19 protein-coding genes are annotated in these 19,683 nt (G+C 66.3%); 6 read left to right on the forward strand and 13 right to left on the reverse strand.

Features of this window, described 5'->3' with window-relative positions:
- The first annotated feature begins 174 nt into the window (after positions 1-174).
- Entirely contained in the window at positions 175-1,545 is a 1,371-nt protein-coding gene (locus AC1DV8_RS03145; protein ID WP_477156448.1) for an exopolysaccharide biosynthesis polyprenyl glycosylphosphotransferase, read from the forward strand.
- 18 nt (positions 1,546-1,563) lie between these two features.
- Positions 1,564-1,917 (forward strand): hypothetical protein, encoded by a 354-nt coding sequence (locus tag AC1DV8_RS03150; RefSeq protein ID WP_477156449.1) that lies wholly within the window; start codon positions 1,564-1,566, stop codon positions 1,915-1,917.
- On the opposite strand, the gene AC1DV8_RS03155 is transcribed toward AC1DV8_RS03150, so the two are convergent.
- Complete coding sequence (locus AC1DV8_RS03155; protein ID WP_477156450.1) at positions 1,914-2,114, reverse strand: DUF2934 domain-containing protein; 201 nt, start codon at positions 2,112-2,114, stop codon at positions 1,914-1,916. The two genes, AC1DV8_RS03150 and AC1DV8_RS03155, sit on opposite strands and share 4 nt — an antisense overlap.
- Before the next feature lie 240 nt (positions 2,115-2,354).
- Here AC1DV8_RS03155 and AC1DV8_RS03160 point away from each other — a divergent pair, with 240 nt between their 5' ends.
- The 3 genes from AC1DV8_RS03160 (at position 2,355) to AC1DV8_RS03170 (ending at position 7,048) form a co-directional block, all read left to right on the forward strand.
- Entirely contained in the window at positions 2,355-4,205 is a 1,851-nt protein-coding gene (locus tag AC1DV8_RS03160; protein WP_477156451.1) for an ABC transporter ATP-binding protein, read from the forward strand.
- Positions 4,202-6,100 (forward strand): ABC transporter ATP-binding protein, encoded by a 1,899-nt coding sequence (locus AC1DV8_RS03165; protein WP_477156452.1) that lies wholly within the window; start codon positions 4,202-4,204, stop codon positions 6,098-6,100. The genes AC1DV8_RS03160 and AC1DV8_RS03165 overlap by 4 nt, the downstream gene beginning before the upstream one ends.
- Before the next feature lie 111 nt (positions 6,101-6,211).
- Entirely contained in the window at positions 6,212-7,048 is an 837-nt protein-coding gene (locus AC1DV8_RS03170; RefSeq protein ID WP_477156453.1) for an aldo/keto reductase, read from the forward strand.
- 31 nt (positions 7,049-7,079) lie between these two features.
- Here the strand turns inward: AC1DV8_RS03170 and AC1DV8_RS03175 are convergent, their stop codons facing one another.
- The 7 genes from AC1DV8_RS03175 to AC1DV8_RS03205 form a co-directional block, all read right to left on the reverse strand.
- Positions 7,080-7,556: a group II truncated hemoglobin gene (locus AC1DV8_RS03175; RefSeq protein WP_477148597.1), complete on the reverse strand. Its 477-nt coding sequence runs from the start codon at positions 7,554-7,556 to the stop codon at positions 7,080-7,082.
- 79 nt (positions 7,557-7,635) lie between these two features.
- The gene (locus tag AC1DV8_RS03180) at positions 7,636-8,274 is read right to left on the reverse strand and encodes a hypothetical protein (RefSeq protein ID WP_477156454.1); all 639 of its coding nucleotides are present in this window, start codon (positions 8,272-8,274) and stop codon (positions 7,636-7,638) included.
- 259 nt (positions 8,275-8,533) lie between these two features.
- Positions 8,534-8,794, reverse strand: a complete 261-nt coding sequence (minE, locus tag AC1DV8_RS03185) for a cell division topological specificity factor MinE (protein ID WP_477148599.1) — start codon at positions 8,792-8,794, stop codon at positions 8,534-8,536.
- Positions 8,791-9,606, reverse strand: a complete 816-nt coding sequence (gene minD, locus AC1DV8_RS03190) for a septum site-determining protein MinD (RefSeq protein WP_477148600.1) — start codon at positions 9,604-9,606, stop codon at positions 8,791-8,793. Before minD ends, minE begins: the two co-directional genes overlap by 4 nt.
- Before the next feature lie 20 nt (positions 9,607-9,626).
- Positions 9,627-10,358 (reverse strand): septum site-determining protein MinC, encoded by a 732-nt coding sequence (gene minC, locus AC1DV8_RS03195; RefSeq protein ID WP_477156455.1) that lies wholly within the window; start codon positions 10,356-10,358, stop codon positions 9,627-9,629.
- A gap of 205 nt (positions 10,359-10,563) precedes the next feature.
- Complete coding sequence (locus AC1DV8_RS03200) at positions 10,564-11,115, reverse strand: alpha/beta hydrolase (protein WP_477156456.1); 552 nt, start codon at positions 11,113-11,115, stop codon at positions 10,564-10,566.
- Positions 11,116-11,131: 16 nt separating this feature from the next.
- Positions 11,132-11,371 carry a hypothetical protein gene (locus tag AC1DV8_RS03205; RefSeq protein WP_477148603.1) on the reverse strand — a complete coding sequence of 80 codons (240 nt, stop codon included), beginning with the start codon at positions 11,369-11,371 and terminating at the stop codon, positions 11,132-11,134.
- 126 nt (positions 11,372-11,497) lie between these two features.
- On the opposite strand from AC1DV8_RS03205, the gene pdxR reads away from it, so the two are divergent.
- On the forward strand, positions 11,498-12,892 hold the full coding sequence (gene pdxR / locus AC1DV8_RS03210) for a MocR-like pyridoxine biosynthesis transcription factor PdxR (protein WP_477156457.1): 1,395 nt from the start codon (positions 11,498-11,500) through the stop codon (positions 12,890-12,892).
- A 565-nt stretch (positions 12,893-13,457) separates the two neighbouring features.
- On the opposite strand, the gene hutG is transcribed toward pdxR, so the two are convergent.
- From hutG to AC1DV8_RS03235, 5 genes are read right to left on the reverse strand one after another with little or no spacing between them, the layout of a single operon-like run.
- Complete coding sequence (hutG, locus tag AC1DV8_RS03215; protein ID WP_477156458.1) at positions 13,458-14,276, reverse strand: N-formylglutamate deformylase; 819 nt, start codon at positions 14,274-14,276, stop codon at positions 13,458-13,460.
- A 3-nt stretch (positions 14,277-14,279) separates the two neighbouring features.
- Positions 14,280-15,446, reverse strand: coding sequence for an N-methyl-L-tryptophan oxidase (gene solA, locus AC1DV8_RS03220; RefSeq protein ID WP_477156459.1), 1,167 nt, complete (start codon positions 15,444-15,446; stop codon positions 14,280-14,282).
- Positions 15,443-16,984, reverse strand: coding sequence for a histidine ammonia-lyase (gene hutH / locus AC1DV8_RS03225; protein ID WP_477156460.1), 1,542 nt, complete (start codon positions 16,982-16,984; stop codon positions 15,443-15,445). Before hutH ends, solA begins: the two co-directional genes overlap by 4 nt.
- Positions 16,981-18,195 (reverse strand): imidazolonepropionase, encoded by a 1,215-nt coding sequence (gene hutI / locus AC1DV8_RS03230; protein ID WP_477156461.1) that lies wholly within the window; start codon positions 18,193-18,195, stop codon positions 16,981-16,983. Before hutI ends, hutH begins: the two co-directional genes overlap by 4 nt.
- Positions 18,196-18,197: 2 nt before the next feature.
- Positions 18,198-19,682: an HAL/PAL/TAL family ammonia-lyase gene (locus AC1DV8_RS03235; RefSeq protein WP_477156462.1), complete on the reverse strand. Its 1,485-nt coding sequence runs from the start codon at positions 19,680-19,682 to the stop codon at positions 18,198-18,200.
- Between the last annotated feature and the right edge of the window lies 1 nt (position 19,683).

The following is a 19,683-nucleotide window of genomic DNA, read 5'->3' on the forward strand; positions in this document are numbered from 1 at the left end:
CCTTTGGCCGAATCCGGCTCCGTGCTAATCGCCGAGATACGGCAACCAGGGCAGCGATTATCCTGAATTGCCAGCAATTTGAGGCAATTTGCTGTGGCGCAAAGCGAGCTCGGGTATCAAGGCTTAGAACGGCGGCGGGCGCGTCGCGTGGTGGCCAACCAGACGGCCCTTTGCATGACCTTCGCCCTCACCGAAGGCGTGCTCGCGGCGCTAGTGATGCTGCTGCCGGCGCTGATCTACCACAACCTCTTCATGCATGTGCCGAGCGACGAACTGCTGGGATTCTACGGCGTCTACTCGCTCGTTGTCGGCGTCCTCTATGGCGGCTTCTCCGCCATCGCCGCCAACCAGTTCCTGGACCGTGCCCAGCATCCGCACACGACATTGGCACAGAGCGTCCTGGGGTGGACTGGCGCCTTCGCCATCGCGCTGTTCGGCGCCTTCATGTTTGGCGTCGCCGGCGAGCTGTCCCGCGTTTCATTGATCTCGGCTTATGTGCTCGGCGTCCCGGCGCTGCTGCTGGCCCGCACTATCGCCTACGCCGCCGTCACCACCCGCATCCGCGCCGGCCAGTTGCAGTTCCAGAAGGTTGCCGTCGTCGGCAACCGTGCCGATACCGTTCGTTTCCTCGTCAACGGCAACCTGTGGAAGACCGGCTACCGGCTCGCGGGGACGATGTATCTCGAAGACGCCGTCGACGCCGAGGGCGTGGTCCGCGAGAGCGCCCTAGTCGAGTTCGCGCAGCACTGGGTGGCGCGCGGCGCCGAGTTCATCGTATTCGTCGGGGAGATCGGCGACATCGACGGGCTGGAGCGCCTCACCAATGAGCTGAAGCGCTTTGCCATCAACGTGGTCTGCGTGCCGGCCACCGACAATGTCAGCTTCAAGTTCCTCGACGTGGTGCCGCTCGGCCCCAACAACGCGCTGCGTTCGCTGCGCAAGCCCATGAGTGACGGCGCGGTGCTGCTGAAGCGCGTGTTCGACGTCAGCGGGGCCGGCCTTGGCCTCCTTTTCCTCAGCCCGCTCCTCGCGGTCGTCGCGCTGCTGATCAAGCTCGATAGCCGCGGCCCGGTGTTCTACCGGCAGGAGCGCCGCGGCTTCAACGGCGACACCTTCCACATCTGGAAGTTCCGCTCGATGACCGTCACCGAGTCCGGGCGCAAGATGACCCAGGCCCGCGTGGGCGATAAGCGCATCACCAAGATCGGCGCCTTCATCCGCCGCACCTCGATCGACGAACTGCCGCAGCTGATCAACGTCATCCGCGGCAACATGAGCCTCGTCGGCCCGCGCCCGCATGCGCTGGTGCACGACGATGAATTGGGCGAGCAATTGGCCAGCTATGCCCACCGCCAACGCATCAAGCCCGGCATCACCGGCTGGGCCCAGGTCAACGGATATCGCGGCGAGACCTCGACTTTCGAGCAGATCGAGGGCCGTACCCGGCACGATCTTTACTACATCGACAATTGGTCGATTTTCCTCGATTGCTGGATCATCGTCTTGACGGTTTTCTCGTCCAAGACCCGGCGCAACGCCGTCTGATCCGGAGCTCTTTCGCCGATGCGCCTGTTACCGCTGCTTGCCTGGCTGCTGCTCGTTGCCGTTGCCTTCGTCACCCTGGCCCCGATCGGTTTCCGGCCCACCAGCGGCTACTCGCCCAGCATCGAACGGTTCATGGCCTTCGGGGCCATCGGCTTGCTGTTCGCGCTGGCCTATCCGCGCCATCTCTGGGTCACGGTGGTAGTGGTATTGGGGGCAGCCGTCGCGCTCGAGACGCTGCAGCTGGTGTCGGTGTCACGCCACGGCCGGCTCATCGACCTCGGCGTCAAGATGCTGGGCGGCGTGCTCGGCGTCACCGCCGGCGTCGTGATGCGCCGTGTCTGGCAGCAGTTCGTGGCAAGCCGGGCGACCTAGCCGTCCTCCGGCCCATTATCCTTCAGCCAGGCATCGTAGGTCCGCTCGCGCCGGTGCATCTCGAGCGCGCGCAGATAGTACTCCTCATCCCGGCCATCCAGTCGCCCATCCTGTTGCCACAGGAAGTAAGCGGTCTTGCGGACCGCCTCGCGGAAAGTGTCGTCCTCGGGTGGCGGCTGCCCTGTGCCTTCGGTCATCTCGATCTCGCGGGTCATTAGGCCTGAACGTTGCTTTGGGGGCGAGGTTGCATTCGTGCAACATCATGCTCGACCCGTACGGCGCTCATACGAAAGAAGGCCATCGCGCCCGCATATCTGCCTTGAACAGAACGCAAATCGGCGCGACAGATGGGGTCTTCCTCTGGTTCTACAGGGCCGAGTCTGCCGCCAATATTCCGGCGAGGGCAGGCCCAAATGCATAATGTCTGGACCCGCAAATTGAGCTCGAATGCTCCGCGCAGCGCCTATTCGCCTGGCGATGCAATGTCACATGTCGAAGCCACACAGGCCGGCAAGGGACTGACCACCCTATGGCGCATCATGGTTCAAACCTGGCGCCACCCCTGGATGGTAAGCATCACCATCGCCTCCACCATCATCGCCTGCGTGCTGCAGCTATGGGTGCCGCGGCTGCTCGGCCAGGCGGTCGATCAGGCCGAGGGCGTGCTCGATGGCGGAGCAGGGGCGGTGGATGCGCTGTGGGTCACGGCGTGGATCCTGCTGGTCGTCTCGATCGGCCGCGGCCTGTTCACGATGACCATGAACTATTTCGGCGAAGCCGTTGGTCACCACACGGCTTATGAGCTCCGCCTCGCCGTCTACGAGAAGATCCAGCGCCTCAGCTTTTCCTACCACGACAAGGTCCACACCGGCGATCTGATCACCGTGGGCATGCTCGACCTCGAGGGCGTGCGCATGTTCTTTGCCACCGGTGTGCTGCGCGTCGTGCTGCTCAGCATCCTGATCGGCGTCGGCGCCTATATGATGATGTCGACCGACCTGTTGCTGGGCATCCTGGCACTCAGCTTTGCGCCGTTTGTCGCCTGGCGCTCGTCAGTCGCCCAACTGACGCTGCGCGCCACCTGGCTGACGCTGCAGGAAATGCTGCAGAACCTCAGCCGCGTCATGGAAGAGAACCTCGGCGGTATCCGTGTGGTCCGGGCCTTTGCCGGGCAGGACCATGAGCTGAAGAAGTACGACGAGGCCTCCAACGCAGCGCTGGCGCTGGCCCACAAGCGCGTCGATATCCGCGTCTCCAGCACCTCGATGATGAACGTCAGCTTCCTGCTCTCGATGGGCCTCGTGCTCTGGGTCGGCGGCGAAAAGGTGCTGTCCGGCGCCATGACTGTCGGCACGCTCGCCTCGTTTCTCACCTTCATGACCATCCTGCAGATGCCGGTGCGCCAGCTCGGGCTGCTGGTCAACTCGTTCGCCCGCGCCTCGACCTGCGGCAATCGCCTGTTCGCCTTCCTCGACCTCGAGATCGAGATCAAGGACAAGCCGGGCGCCCAGCCGCTGAAGGTGACCGAAGGCACGGTGCGGTTCGAGAACGTCGACTTCGCCTATCCGAGCGCGCCCACCCGCAAGGTGCTGCAGAACGTCAGCTTCGAGGGCCGCCGCGGCGAAACCATCGGCATCGTCGGCCGCCCCGGCTCGGGCAAGTCGACCATCGCCCACCTGATCCCGCGCTTCTACGATGTCGATGGCGGCAAGGTCACCATCGACGGGCAGGACGTGCGCGACGTCACCCTCGCCAGCCTCCGCCAGGCGGTGGCCGTGGTGCAGCAGGACTCGTTCCTGTTCACCACCAACATCGAAAACAACATCGCCTATGGCGACCCGTGGGCGAAGGAGGGTCGGATCTCCCGCGCCTCGGAATTCGCGCAGCTCCACAACTACATCATCGGGCTGCCGACCGGTTACGAGACTATCGTGGGCGAGCGCGGCGTCTCGCTCTCCGGCGGCCAGCGCCAGCGCCTGAACATCGCGCGCTCGCTGATGCTGCGCCCCTCAGTGATGGTGTTCGACGACTCGACCGCCGCGGTCGATGCCGGCACCGAGCAGCGCATCCGCACGGCGATGAAGCGCTTCGCCAAGGACCGCGTCACCCTCATCATCTCGCACCGGCTCTCGTCGCTGATGCACGCCGACCAGATCCTCTTCATCGAGGATGGCAGCATCGTCGAGCGCGGCACGCATGAAGAACTGCTCGCCCTGGGCGGCCGCTACCGCGCCCTCTACGACCTCCAGGTCAAGCCTGGCGACGACCATCTGGAGGCCGCCGAATGACCGACGTGACCGTCAACGACGACGAAAGCGAAGACCGCCGCCAGCGCCCGCCACGCGCCGTGGTCGGCTCCAGCCTCGATCGCGAGGAAGAGGTGTTCGGCAAGGCCTACGATCCCAAGATCGTTCGCCGCATCTGGGCCTTCGTGAAGCCGTACCAGAAGCAGATCTACATCTCGGTCGCCGCGGTGCTGGTCTTCACCCTGACGCAGCTGGCTTTCCCGCTGATCATCCGGTTCGCCATCGATAACGGCATGTCCGCCGGCGGTGGCGGCCGATCCGTGCTGCTGTGGGCTATCGTCGGCTTCGCCGTCACTATCGGCTTCAACTTCGCCGCCAGCTGGATCCAGGAGTCCGTGGTCGGCAAGGCGGCCGAGGACGTGCTGTTCGACATGCGCCGCGGCATGTTCGAGCACCTGCAGCGCGTGTCGCTCAGCTGGATGGACAAGACCGAGGTCGGCCGGCTGATGTCGCGCCTGATGGGCGACGTGAACTCCATGCAGGAGTTCCTTGAAACTTCAGTGCTTTCCGTCGGTGACATCGTGCTGCTATTCGGCATCATCGGCGTGCTGCTGTGGCTCGATCCGATGCTCGGCGCCATCACCATGGCGACCATGCCGATCCTGTTCATCGTGCGCCTGTTCTGGCTGCCGCCCGCCAAGGTCAGCTTCATGGCGGCGCACCACACCAACTCGTCGGCCAACGGCGCCCTCGCCGAAGGCATCAACGGCGTGCGCACCGTGCAGAGCCTCGACCGGCAGAAGGTCAATTTCGACCTCTACGAGGAAAAGGCCCGCGCCAACCTCAAAGCGCACCTCCGCGCAGCCAAGTTCGCCCAGGTGATGGTGCCGATCGTCGACACCCTCACCGGCATCTCGATGGCGACGGTCATCGTGGTCGGCGGCCAGATGGTGCTCGGCCACCAGGTCGAGGTCGGCGTGATGGTGGCGTTCCTGTTCTACATCCAGCGCTTTTTCGATCCGATCCGCTCGCTCACCATGCAGTACTCGGTGTTCCAGCGCGCCATGAGCTCCGGCACCCGCATCACCGAAGTGCTTGATGTCCCCGTGAACATCGAGGACAAGCCCGATGCCGTCGCGCTCACCGGCGCCATGGACGGCTCGGTCGAGTTCAAGAACGTCACCTTCGGCTATCGCAAGAACCAGCCGGTGCTGAAGAACGTCAGCTTCCGGGTCAATCCGGGCGAGACCGTCGCCATCGTCGGCCCCACCGGCTCGGGCAAATCGAGCTGCATGTCGCTGGTCCACCGCTTCTACGATGTGTGGGACGGCTCGGTCACCGTCGGCGGCATCGACGTGCGCGACGTGACCCAGGATTCGCTCGGCGCAGAAGTCGCCATGGTGCTGCAGGAGCCGTTCCTGTTCACCGGCTCGGTGATCGAGAACATCCGCTACAACAAGCAATCGGCCACCCGCGAGCAGATCATCGACGCCGCCAAGGCGGTTGGCGCGCATGACTTCATCATGTCGCTGGCCGATGGCTATGACACCAAGCTCGAGCAGCGCGGCGGCAACCTGTCGCTGGGCCAGCGCCAACTGATCAGCTTCGCCCGCGCGCTCGTCGCCGACGCCAAGATCCTCGTCCTCGACGAAGCCACGGCGAACATCGACAGCTACACCGAGATGCTGATCCAGCGCGCCCTCAAGCGCCTGCTCGAAGGCCGCACCGGCCTCGTCATTGCCCACCGCCTCGCCACCATCCGCGGCGCCGACCGCATCATCGTCTTGCAGAACGGCGAGCTCCTGGAGTCGGGCAACCACGAGCAACTGATGAACAAGCAGGGCCTCTACGCCAAGCTTTACACCATGAACTACTCGAGCTTCGACGACATGCCCGAAAACGGCGACGAAGCCCCACCCACCGGCAAGGCGACCTGATCGGTCAACCGGCCTCTCCGTGATCCTTCCCCGCGCGGCGGTGGAGGGGGACCGGCGTAGCCGGTGGAGGGGGCGGCCATCTCGCCCTGAGCCCAAACCCAGGAACACCACATGCCCCTTCCACAGCACACCCTGAACGACGGCACCACGCTCCCGGCCGTCGGCCTCGGCACCTACGCGCTCCGTGGCATCTCCGGCGCCGAGGGCATGGCCGAGGCGCTGCGCGAAGGCTATCGCCTCCTCGACTCCGCCGTGAACTACGAGAACGAGGGCGCGGTCGGCAAAGCCGTCCGCATGTCCGGCATCCCGCGTGAGGAAATCCGCGTCACCTCGAAACTACCCGGCCGTCATCACAAGAAGCCCAACGTCACCTCGGCCATCGAGGAGTCGGTGCTGCGTAGCGGTCTCGACTACCTCGATCTGTACCTGATCCACTGGCCCAACCCGAGCCAGCAGCTGTTCGTCGAAGCCTGGGAGGGCATGATCGAGGCCCGCGAGCGCGGTCTCGTCCGCTCGATCGGCGTCTCGAACTTCCTCCCCGAGCATCTCGACCAGCTGATCGCCAAGACTGGCGTTGCCCCCAGCGTCAACCAGGTTGAGCTGCACCCGTACTTCAACCAGGCCGAGCAGCGCGCCGCCGACAAGCAGCGCGGCATCCTCACCCAGGCCTGGACCCCGATCGGCAAGGGCACGGGCCTCCTCGCCGAACCGCAGGTGGTCGCGGCCGCCAACAAGCACAACCGCACCCCAGCGCAGGTCGTCCTCCGCTGGCACCTGCAGCTTGGCGTCCTGCCCATCCCGAAGTCCGCCACTCCGTCGCGTCGCCGCGAGAACCTCGCCGTCACCGACTTCCAGCTCGACGACGCCGATATAGCGGCGATCAATCAGCTCTCCCGCCCGGACGGCCGCCTGTTCGACGGCGATCCCCGCACGCACGAAGAGTTCTGAACCGGCCACGCTGCAGCTCCGGCCGGCGGCTTCACCCCCGATACGGCCCGCCCGGCGGGCCCCAGCCCCAGACCGGCATCGGGGGATCACCCTTCGGCGCCGCCACACCCGGTTGCGAGTTGATCACTGCGATCCGGGTGCCCCACTCGAGATAGCCGACGAACGCCGCCCGGAACTCCGGGTCGCTGGGCAGCCCCACCTCATCCGCTGTCTCCAGCATCAACTCGATCCAGCGCTTCCGCTGTTGCTCGGTCAGCGCCCGGCCGAGATGGCGAGCGATCATCCCGGTATGCGAGCCGCCGTGGTCGGTGTAGGGCGTGCCGCCGCCGAACACCTCGGCGATGAAACTCGCGACATGCGCGGCGTGTCGGGGGTCCATGTTGGCAAACACCGGGCCGATCACCGGATCGGCTGGCACCTTCTGATAAAACCGCGCGGTCAGCGCCGCGATCCGCTCCTCGCCGCCCACCCATTCACTGAGCGTCGGCACTGCTGCTGGTGGCGCCATGAGGTCCTCCCGATCCGCTGCACCCGGCGATACTCCACATCTCGCCTTGGGCTCGCAACCTGACCATAGAGGCAGTCCGCTACTGGTGGCTCTTCAGCCGCTCCGCCGACTTTCGGGCCCGGGCCGCCGTCAGTGCCTCCTTGAAGCGCCCTTCGTCCGGCAGATGCTCGTAGCTGATGTGAAAGAGCGCGGTATTGGGGCCGGTGATGGGGAACATCTCGTTGGACTCGGTCTGGCTCACCACCAGCATGGCGTCCATCAGCTTGCGATCGTAACCGAGGCTGGCGAGGTACCAGGCCGCAGCGGCCACGCCCTCGTCGGGGATGGCGATGGTCACCATGGACGTCCGGTAGAACGGCATGTGCAGCGACACCACGCCATTGGCGTAGAGGGCCTCGCCGCCCAGCCAGAGGAAGGCGCAGGCCGAGTAGCACATGGTGCCCGAGGCATAGGTCGCAAGGTGCTGCTGGCGCGCCCAGCTGCCGATTTCGATGGCCGTCATGAAGTCGCCGCCGGGGCTGTGGAGGTAAAGCCCCACCACTGCGCCCTTGGCGTCGGCAACGGCGTTGCGGATCTTGCCGAAGTCGCTGGCCTCGATGGTCCCATCGATGATGATCGTCTTGAGATCCGGGCTGTAGAAGATGCTGGCGGCGGCCGCGGGCGAAGCGAGCAGCGCCGCCGTCATCGCATAAGCCGCCGGCAGCATGGTGCTGCGCATCGCCACGTCCCCGTCGGCTAATAGCCGGTTCGCGTCTAAAGTGCTCGTCTGCAGTATTTCAGCGAATATTGGGTCGCACAGGCATTCAGGTGGCGCGATCGACAGTAAGTCATGGGACGTTCGTTCGCAATTGTTCACGGCAACCCGGTATGCCCGGGCAAGGCCTGCGCCCGCCAACGTGACCAATCGCCTGGGTTGGCGCGAAGCGCCAACGCCTCGCGTTCCGGCAGCACCAGAACTGTCAGTTCGCGGCCGGCGCCTAATGCGCCGGCGCGCCTGCGTTTGGGATGTGAATGTCGATCGCCAGGGTGGACGTCGTCTCGCCGCGATCCATGCTCACGCGGACATCATCCTGATCGACCTGCACATGCTTGGTGATCACCGCCATGATCTCCTCGCGCAGCATGGCCACGAGATCGGGCTGGTTGCGGTTGTTCCGCTCATAGGCCAGCAGCACCTGCAGCCGGTCGCGAGCGACGGGTGCGCTACCGCGTCTTTTGAAAAGGTCGAGCAGGTTCACGCCGCCCTCCTGCCGAACAGCCGATCGAAAAGCCCTCTCCTGTCGACGGGCAGCACCATCGGCACATCCTCGCCCCTCAGCCGCCGTGCTGCCTCGATATAGGCGCGCGCGGCAATGTTGGTGGGCTCGTTGAGCGTCACCGGCGAGCCGACATTGGAGGAGCGCAGGACGCCTTCGCTCTCGGGAATGATCCCCAACAGCGGCGTCGAGAGAATGTCGAGCACGTCGTCAATGTTGAGCATCTCGCCGCGCGCCGCACGCGCCGCGTCGTAGCGCGTCACGAGGATGTATTTGGAAATGCTCTCGCCCTGCTCGGCCTTCAGAGTACGGGAGTCGAGCAGCCCGATGATGCGGTCGGAGTCGCGAACCGAGCTGACCTCGGGATTGGTCACGATCACCGCCTCGTCGGCAAATCGCATCGCCAGCTGCGCGCCCCGCTCAATTCCCGCCGGACTGTCGCAGATCACGTAATCGAACTTCTCCCTGAGATCGCCGATGACCCGGGCCACACCTTCCTCGGTGAGGGCGTCCTTGTCCCGCGTCTGCGACGCCGGCAACAGGAACAGGCTGTCGAGACGCTTGTCGCGGATCAGCGCCTGCGAGAGCTTCGCCACGCCCTGTGTGACGTTGATGAGATCGAACACCACGCGCCGCTCAGCACCCAGCACCAGATCGAGGTTGCGCAGGCCGACATCGAAGTCGATGACGACCACCCTCTGGCCCATCTGGGCCAGCGCAGCGCCGAGAGCGGCAGTCGAGGTTGTCTTGCCCACGCCCCCTTTGCCCGATGTGACGACCACTACCTTGGCCATGTTCCTGTCTCCAATCTTCACTAGTCGAGGGCTGCGATCCAAATCGTGCCGTTATCGAGAAAGGCCTGTATCGGCCGGCCGCGCGAGGACGGCTCCATGTCGTCGGCGGTGCGATACCAGCCATCGACAGCCAGCAGCTCCGCCTCATTCTTCTGGCAAAAGATGCGGGCCTCGGCGTTGCCGGCGGCGCCAGCGAAGGCGCGGCCGCGCAGCGTGCCATAGATATGAATGGATCCCCCGGCGATGATCTCGGAACCCGAGCCTACCGAGCCGAGGACGGTGACGTCCCCATGTGGGTGAAACACCGACTGCCCAGAACGGACCGGTGATTTGATGATCAGCGACTTCGGCTCGGCCGCATCGTCCTTCTTGGCCGGCGCAGCATTCTTTTCCGTGGCGCTGCCGGGCCTTCCGACGGGTTCGTCGAGCAGCGTCGTCTTGGCCCCCTTGAGCAGGGGCGGCAGGTCGGCGCCGAGAACGTCGATTCCGTCCGCCTCAATCGCGTAGACCCGAATTCCGCGGTCGGCGAGCAGCGAGACAAGCGTGCCGATCTCGCGCGCATTCGGCTTCAGCGCATTGAGGTCGAGCACCACCGGGCGACCCGCAAAGAACCCGGGCGAGTTCTCGGTCCAGCGATCCAGCCCAGCCAGCCACTCGCCCAACGGTGCCTCGGGCGTCAGCGCGAAGGCGACAAACGAGCGCGCCCGGAAACGGATGGACTTCTTCTGGATAGAAGGTGCGGCGCTGTTCACGGAGGGGATCCTTACTGAGTGGTTAAGGCTAGCCCTGCATGGTTAATGAGGCGTAAACCCCGCTCGATTGGCCACGGGTTTCGCACCGGCATCGGGGCGGGTGCTACACCGGCCAAAGTCCGCTACTGGCCAAAAGCGCGCCCGCTCCTTGATCGGTGCCCCTGGGGCGTGGCGCCACGTCAGCCGAGGCGTCGATCGTCGTGGGTCAGCGCGATTGAAGGTCACGGACGTCCCGCACGACGTCACCCAGGTCGTTGTTGAGCTGGTGATCCCGATCCGCGAGGAGACGGGGCGTGGCGTGCGGGATAGCGGCCGCGCAGAGCTTCATGTGCTCGACCGGGACTTCAGCGTCTGCGGCGCCGTGGTAGAGGAACACGGGAAGGTCGACGGTAAGCTCGGCCAGCTTCCGAGGGTCGATTTCATCGTCAGGCCAGCCGCCGGCGCCGAAGAAGGGGGGCGCGATGAGCAGGACCGCACTCCACTTCCGCTTCGGCCGGTGCTCGGCCAGGGCGTGGATCAGAAACGCACCACCAACCGAATGGCCGACGAGGATCGCATCCTCGTCCAGCGCGTCGAATTGCTTGTAGAGCTCGGCTTTCCACGCCGGGTAGTTCGGATCGCCTTCGTTCGGCATCCGCGGATAGCGAACGGCATAGTCCCGGCCGAGTCCGGCTTCGAGGCTCGCGACAAGCTTGTTGTCCCAGGCGTCGTGCGTTCCGTCGCCGCCGCCTTGAATGAAGAGGATTTGCTTGGGCATGGTCAGTTTCTCCAACTCAGTACGGGAACCAGGTCTGGCGCGTGGCGGCCTTGCGCCCGATCTGCTCGATCAGCTGCTCGCGGGTGACGCCGACATCGCGCAGCAGGTGCTCGGGCGCAAAGAGCAGGTTCTGCAATGCGTCCCTTTTGGCTCGCGCTGCCCGGCGGGCGGCGAGCAACTGGACGATCGTATGGTAACCGCGGACCAGGGGTGACTGGACGGAACGGTCAGCGGGGGCGAAATCGGCGATGGCCATTTGCTTCTCCAACGGTTCGACTGATGGGATCGGCCCTGTTCTGCACGGGGCTCGACGCCCTAGCGGGCAAGGAGGAAGCTATGGCAAACTGGGTAGGTACTTAATGACCAGTTGAGGCGGAAACACTTGTCCAGTCGAGATGCCGAGCTGCTGATCAGCGTGGATCGCCAAGGGGCAGGATCCCTGCAGGCCCAGGTCGAAAGGCAGCTGCGCGACGCCATCCGCGGTGGCACGTTGCGACCGGGGAGCGAAGTACCGTCGACCCGCGACCTTGCCCGCGATCTGGGCATTTCGCGACCCCTGGTGATGGAAGCCTACGCCCAGCTTGCCGCCGAAGGCTACCTGGCGCTGCGCCAGGGCGCGGTGCCGCGCGTGGCGGATACGGCGCCGGGCCAGCAGGTCCAGGACAATCTCCCGCCCGAGAGCATCTCGACCCTCTCCTTCCACTATGACTTTCGACCCGGCAGCCCGGACCTGTCGACTTTCCCCTCCGCACGCTGGCTGAAGGCGGTCGAGGCTGCGCTCAAGGCGATGGCGCCCGCTGACTTCGGCTACGGACAACGCTACGGAGTCCTGCCCTTGCGCCAGGCGTTGGCGGACTACCTCGGGCGCGTGCGTGGCGTCAGCGCCGATCCGCGCCAGATCCTGATCACCAGCGGCTTCGAGCAGGCGCGGACCTCTATGGCGCGGGCGTTGAAACGTCGTGGAGTCACGCGGCTCGCGCTCGAGGATCCGGGCTACTACGACCGCGACGTATGGCTCGCTGCCGGCTTGAAGCTCATCCCCATCCCCGTGGACAAGGACGGCATCGACGTTGCGGCGCTGGCGAGGAGCGGGGCGCAGGCGGTGCTGCTGACACCCGCTCACCAATCGCCAACCGGCGTGGTGATGAGCGGCGCACGTCGCCTCGCGCTCGCAAGCTGGCTTCGCGACAATAACGCGGTCGCGCTCGAGGACGACTACGATGCCGAGTTCCGCTACGATCGTGCCCCGATCGGTGCGCTTCAAGGCCTTGCTCCCGGCCACGTCGTCTATGCCGGCACCGCGAGCAAAACGCTTGCCCCTGCACTGCGGCTGGGCTGGATGGTGGTCCCCGCCGATCTGCTGTTGACGCTCGAGGACGAATTGCGGCTGATGGATTGCGGCCGCGGCCGCATCGAGCAGTTCTCCCTGGCTCACTTCATCACGACCGGCGACTATGATCGGCACCTGCGCAAGATGCGCGCGGTCTACCGCGACCGTCGCGAGGCGCTCCTCGCGGTCGTCAGGTCTGAACTGCCCGAGGCCGAGGTCGACGGCATTTCAGCCGGCTTGCACGCGACCGTGCGCTTCCCCCGGCGGCTCGACGAGGCGACGATCCTCGAGAACGCCGATAAGCGCGGCATTGGCCTGAGCTTCATGCGCCGGCACTATCTCGGCGCCGCGCCTGCCGAGAGCACCCTGCTGCTCAGTTACGCGAGCATGCCCGAGTCGGCCCTTCGCACCGCCGTTCGCACCCTTGCCCCGATGATCAACAGCTAGCCCCGAGGCGCGGCGCAGCGATTGCGCTGGAGCCCGAAAGAGTCTGTGTGCAGGGGCTAACGTCCGATTATGGCGCAGAGCGGACGCCGGTGAGCGTCCGGTTGTGGCCCAAAACGGACACTCGGGCCTCTTGTGCCTGCGCCCAACTGGAGGGCATCTCGGTACGGAAGGCGCCGGCCGAGACGTAACCGCGTCGCAAGGGCAGGGAATTTCCTTTGCAGGTGCCGAAAACACATTTGCCACGGCGACTAACCCGTGACGTTCCACGACCCCAGGACGGTCCCAGGGTCATGTTCACCTCGAAGGTTGAGGACTGTGTTACCGCTCATTCGGAGCTAGTCGCAAAGAGCGTCACATCTCTGAATGGGCCGATCGATCGTCCTTGGGGGCGCCGAACCGCGGCTTTTGCGGATCCCTCCCGAAATGTTGGGAAATCGCGCAGGAGTTCCGGTAGTCGCTTGATGCCAATCGCAGGCTGCCTCGGCGGGCGGTCGGGTAGCGCATAAGCGGACTGCGACTGCTCTCCGGCTCAAACCGGACCTTCTCGGCCTGTCGCCGGGCGCCCTCACGCAGTCCCGGTTTGGGCCCACTGCGCGAGGGCGGCAAGCGTCGGTTGCAGGATCGCTCGCATAGGAGCTGCCTTGGTCTCGCTATAGGGGGCGGGGAGGTCGTCTTCGGTTTCGTCCATGTAGCCGCGACAGGCCAGTTCCATCTGGATCGCGTGGACGCCGTGGGCGGGATCGCCGTTGTCGCGGGTGATCCAGCCGCCCCGGAACCGGCCGTTGGTGACGCGCGAGAACCCGGGTACGTCGCAATAGTTCTCCACCAGCGTCGCAACGGCGGCATCCGCAGTGGGGCCGTTATTGGTGCCGATGTTGAAGTTCGGCAGTTCGCCCTCGAACAGCCGGGGCACACGCGAACGGATCGAGTGGCAGTCGTAGAGCACGATACGAGGGTGCGCAGTTCTCAGCCGGACGATCTCGGCCTTGAGTGCGGCGTGATAGGGGGTGAAATACGTCTCACGGCGGCGGTCGACCTCCGTGGCGTCCGGTTCCTGCCCGGGTCGGTAGAGTGGCCGGCCGTCGAAGCTGGTGGTGGGGCAGAGACCGGTGGTGTTCTGGCCCGGGTAGAGCGATGCGCCCGAGGGATTGCGGTTGACGTCGATCACCGAGCGCGAAATGGCCGTACGGATGACCGTGGCGCACAGTCCTGCGGCGAAGTCGTAGAGCTGGTCGATCCACCAGTCGGTGTCCCTGAGGGCGAGCGCACGCGACACGAACGCCGGCTCCAGCTCCGCAGGGATGATGGTGCCGGTATGGGGCAGGCTCACGATGAGCGGCGCCGTGCCGCGGTGGACGGTGAGCCAGTCGGTAGGGGAGGTCATAAGTCAGGCCGTTTCCTTGATTGCCTCGGCGCGCCGGGTCAGCGCCGCGAACGAGAACGCGTCGATGGGCAACGCCGTCTGTCCTTCCGCGGCGAGGTCGGCGAGGATTTCGCCCACGACGCTTGCGAACTTGAAGCCATGCCCCGAGCAGGGCGAGGCGACGATGATGTTCGGGTTCGCAGGCAGGACATCGATAAGGAAGTCGTCGCCGGGCAGCATGGTGTAGCGGCAGGTGACGTAGCCGCTCGGTGATCCCGCCGCGGCAGGGAGGCGGCGGGTGATGAAGTCGTGAAGGAGGGCTCGGTCGGCTTCGTTGACCGGTGGGTTGGGCTCTTCGGGGTCGATCACTTCGTGGAAATGGGCGTGCTTGCCGATTTTGACGCCCTCCGGTCCGAGCGCCGGGAAGCCGAAGAAGGAGCCTGCGGCGCTTTCGCCGCGCAGGAACACGGGCATCCGGCCCAGCGCGGTCGCGAGGGTATCGCGTGGGTGGTACCAGCCGACGACCTGGCGGATGGGCGTCGCAAGACCCGCGAGATCGGGCACGAGATCGGCAATGTAGGAGCCGGTCGCCACGATGACCTTGCCGGCGCGATAGGTGCCGGTGTCGGAAACGATGCGGATGCCCGCATCGCTGGGCTCGATCGCCAGCACACGCTCGCCGAAATGCAGCGCCGCGCCATCGGCGCCGGCGAGGCGGAGCGCCGCCATCACGGCCTTCTCCGGGCGGAGGAAGCCGCCCTGTGGATCGAATACCGCGACTTCGTCGCCGTCGAGCTGGAAAGCCGGGAAGCGGTCGCGCATGGCTTGCGGGTCGAGCAGTTCGTGCGCGAGGCCGTGGAGCTTGCACGAGGCCAGCGTGCCCTTGACGATCGGGTCGTCCGGCCGGCCGATCTGCAGCACGCCGGTGATGGTCAGCAGGTCCTCGCGCGCCCGCGCTTCGAGCGCCCGCCAGTTGGCGTAGGCGCGGCGCAGCAGCGGCACATAGGCGGGATCCTCGAAATAGCCGAGACGGATCAGGCGGCTGTCGCCATGCGAGGAGCCGCGATCGTGGTTGGGCCAAAAGCGGTCGATGCCGATCACCTTGAGGCCTCGCGCCGCGAGTTGCGCGGCGGCGTTGGCGCCCATGGCGCCGAGGCCGATGACAGCGACGTCGAAATAGCTCTCGGTCACTGCCCGGTCTCCACGACGCCCGGCAGCTCGCGTGCGGTGCTCGCGCCAAGCTCACCCGATCGCACGAGCATAGCGGCATCAGCCATATCAGGGGCGAAATGGCGATCGTCGGAGAGGTGCGGCACGAGGGTGCGCAGCAGCGCGCGGGCAGCCTCGAGCGGGGTGCTGGAGATCAGCGGCTGATGGAAATCGCAGCCCTGCGCGGCGGCGAGAAGCTCGACGCCGATGACGTTGGCGGCGTTCTCGGCCATCGGCAGCAGGCGCCGCGCTCCGTGAGTCGCCATCGAAACGTGGTCTTCCTGGTTGGCCGAGGTCGGGATGGAATCGACGCTTGCGGGAAAGGCACGCTGCTTGTTCTCAGAGACCAAGGCCGCTGCGGTTACCTGCGCGATCATGAAGCCGGAATTGAGCCCCGGCTTGGGGGTGAGGAAGGCGGGCAGACCCGAGAGGGCGGGATCGACCAACATGGCGACGCGGCGCTCGGCCAGTGAGCCGATTTCGCAGATCGCCATGGCGATGATATCGGCCGCGAAGGCCACCGGCTCGGCGTGGAAATTGCCGCCGGAGATGACCTCGCCCTCGCGAGCGAAGACCAGCGGGTTGTCCGAAACGCTGTTGGCCTCGATGGCGAGGGTAGTCGCTGCCTGCCGCAGGATATCGAGGCAGGCGCCCATCACCTGCGGCTGGCAGCGCACGCAATAGGGGTCCTGTACGCGGGTGTCGCCGATGAGGTGCGAGGCGCGGATGGCGCTGCCGGCCATCAGTTCGCGGAGCGCCGTGGCGACCTCGGTCTGGCCCCGATGCGGGCGGACGGCGTGGATGCGCGGATCGAACGGCCCGTCCGAGCCGCGCGCCGCATCGGTGGCGAGGGCGCCGGTGACGAGTGCAGCCTGAAACACGCGCTCGGCCTCGAACAGGCCGGCCAGCGCGAGGCCGGTCGAGACCTGGGTGCCGTTGAGCAATGCCAGCCCTTCCTTCGGGCCGAGGACCAGCGGCGCCAGACCGGCGGCGGCGAGTGCCTGCTCTGCCGGGACTACTGCGCCTTGGACGAAAAACGCGCCGACGCCCATCAAGGCCGCGGTCATGTGAGCGAGCGGGGCAAGGTCGCCCGAGGCGCCGACGGAGCCCTGGCCGGGCACGACCGGCATCAGGTCTTTGGCGATGCAGGCGCTCAGATGCTCGATGGTCGACCAGCGTACGCCGGAAAAGCCCTGGGCAAGGCTCGCGAGCTTCAGCGCCATGACGAGGCGCATCACGGGAGCCGGTAGGGGATCGCCGACGCCCGCCGCATGGGAGAGGACGAGGTTTTTCTGCAACTGGGCGAGGTCGGCATCGGGGATGCGGATGCTCGCGAGTTTTCCGAAGCCGGTGTTGATGCCGTAGACCGGCTCGCCCTTCCTGACGATCGCCTCGACCGTCGCGGCGCCGGCCTCCACTGCCGGACGGCTCGACGCGCTGAGCGTGACGGCCGCTCCGCGATAAATGCTCCGCCAGGCGCCGAGCGACACGGCGCCCGGCAGCAGTTCAACGTTGGTCACTGGCCCCTCCAGATGCGTTGGTGCAGCGGGTTGAACCCGATGCGATAGACGAGCTCGGCCGGGCGCTCGATGTCCCAGAGGGCGAGATCGCAAGATTTGCCGGCCTCGATCGTGCCAGTTTCGCCGAGCCGACCCAGCGCCCGTGCGGCCTCGCGGGTGACGCCGGCGATGCACTCGTCGACCGTCAACCGGAACAGTGTTGCCGCCATGTTCATGGTGGTCAGCAGCGAGGTGATCGGCGAGGTGCCCGGGTTGCTATCGGTGGCCACAGCCATCGGCACGCCATGGCGGCGGAAGGCGGCGACCGGTGGCAGTTGCGTTTCGCGGAGTACGTAGAACGCGCCTGGTAGCAGCACGGCGACGGTGCCGGATTGCGCCATCGCTGCCGCGCCGTCCTCGTCGGTGTATTCGAGGTGGTCGGCGGACAGCGCGCCGTGCTCGGCGGCAAGGCGCGCGCCGTGGAGATTGGAGAGCTGGTCGGCGTGGAGCTTTACCGGCAGGCCGAGAGATTTGGCCTTCTCGAACACCGGCGCCATCTCGGCTGGCGAGAAGGCGATGCCTTCGACGAAGCCGTCGACCGCATCGGCGAGGCCTTCCGCCGCGATGGCGGGCAGGATTTCGTCGATCACCAGCTTCAGGTAGCCAGCTCGATCGCCGGCATATTCGGGCGGCAGGGCGTGGGCGGAGAGGCAGGTGGTGGCGATGGAGACGCGCCGGTGTTCGGCCAGCTGGCGGGCCACCCGGAGCATGCGGATTTCGCTCTCGAGATCGAGGCCGTAGCCGGATTTGATCTCGATAGTGGTGACGCCTTCGGCGAGCATCGCGTCGAGCCGGCGGAGGGCGCTGGTCATCAGTTCCGCCTCGCTGGCGGCCCGTGTCGCGCGGACCGAGGAGATGATGCCGCCGCCGGCGCGGGCGATTTCTTCGTAGGAGGCGCCGGCAAGCCGCATTTCGAACTCGCGGGCGCGGTCGCCGCCATAGACGAGATGGGTGTGGCAATCGATGAGGCCGGGGGTTACCCAGCGGCCCTCCAGATCGACGGTCTCGCGCGGTGCGAGCGAAGCGGGCAACTCGGCCATCGGGCCGACCCAGGCGATGCGGCCGTCCTTCGCGGCAATCGCGCCCTGTTCGATGATCCCGAGCCCGGGTGCGCCGGAGGCGAGCGTTGTGATGCGGGCGTTGAGCCAGATTGTGTCGATGGGATCGGTCATGGTCAGGGACGCTCGCTACGAATGAGGGTCCGCGCCGTTGCGAGATCGGGCGCAAACGGCCGGTCGTCGGTGTAGGGACCGACACTGGCGCGCATCGCCCGATAGAGGGCGTCGGTCTTTGCGGCGCGCCGCAGCTCCTTGTTCTGAAGCTCGTAGGCTTGCCCCGCGGCAAGCAGTTCAATGCCGAAAATCTGCTCGGCGTTGTCGAGGATCGCCAGGGCCTTCAGCGAGGCGGGTGTGGCGTGGGCCAGATGATCCTCCTGCAGGCCCGAGGTAATGCCGCCATCGAGGCTGGCCGGTGCGGCGAGCCGACGGTTTTCGCTGACGAGCGACAGGGCGACGTATTGGGTGATCATGAACCCGGACGCCGCACCACTGTCGGCCGCGAGAAATGCCGGCAGGCCGCTGACCAGCGGATTGACCAGCCGGTCGAGCCGGCGCTCGGACATGGCGGCGACTTCGGCGACGGCAACGCCTAGGGCGTCCATGCTCAACCCGATGGCGGCGCTGACGGCGTGGGCCTCGGAGTGAACCCGCGGGGCTTCGGGCGAGCCGGCGACCAGCGGGTTGTCGGTGACGGATGCGAGCTCTCGGTCGACCGCCTCGGCCGCGTGGGCGAGCGCGTCGCGGGCGGCGCCGTGGACGTGCGGGATGGCCCGGAGGCTCAGCGCATCCTGTGTCCGGCGGCCTTGCGCTGCCGTGAGCAATTCGCTGCCGGCGAGGGCGTCGCGCAGGCGCGCGCCGACGATCTGCAGGCCGGGCGAGGCATGGAACGCCAGCACGTGCTCGTCGAATGCCGCAAGCTGGCCGCCGAGGTTTTCGAAGGTCATCGCGCCGATGGCGTCGGCCCAGTCGAACAGCCGCTCAGCGCGAGCCAGGGCCTCGGCGGCGAGGCCGGTGGCGCAGGGCGTGCCATTGACGAGGCTCAGGCCCTCCTTGGCTTCGAGCACCAGTGGCGACAGGCCGATCCGCACCAGCGCCTCGGCGCCGCTCAGCCGCTGTCCGTCGACCGTGGCAAAGCCTTCCCCGATCAAGACCAGCGCGATGTGCGCCATATGCGTCAGGTAGCCGACGGAGCCGCGCGACGGGACTTCGGGAATGCAGCCGGCGTTCAGCAGGGTCAGCAGAGCGTCGACGACCTCAGGCCGCACGCCGGAATGGCCGTGCGCGTAGTTGTTGATCTGCGCTGCAATGATGGCGCGCGTCTCGCTCGCCGCCAGCGGCGCGCCGATGCCGCAGGCGTGGCTGAGGATGATGTTGCGCGACAGCGTCCTCAGTTGCTGGCGATCGACCACCACGTCGGAAAGCGCGCCGACGCCGGTATTGACGCCGTAGGCCTTGATGCCCTTTTCGACCAGCACCTCGACAATCGCTCGGGCCGTCGCGATGCGCGCCCGCGCCACGGGAGAAAGCTCCAGCGTCGCGCCATCCGCCACGGCGGCAATGTCCCGCAAGCTCAGCGGCGCATCGAGTACGATGGTCGGCATC

The organism is Devosia sp. P3_B2 (assembly GCF_056402875.1).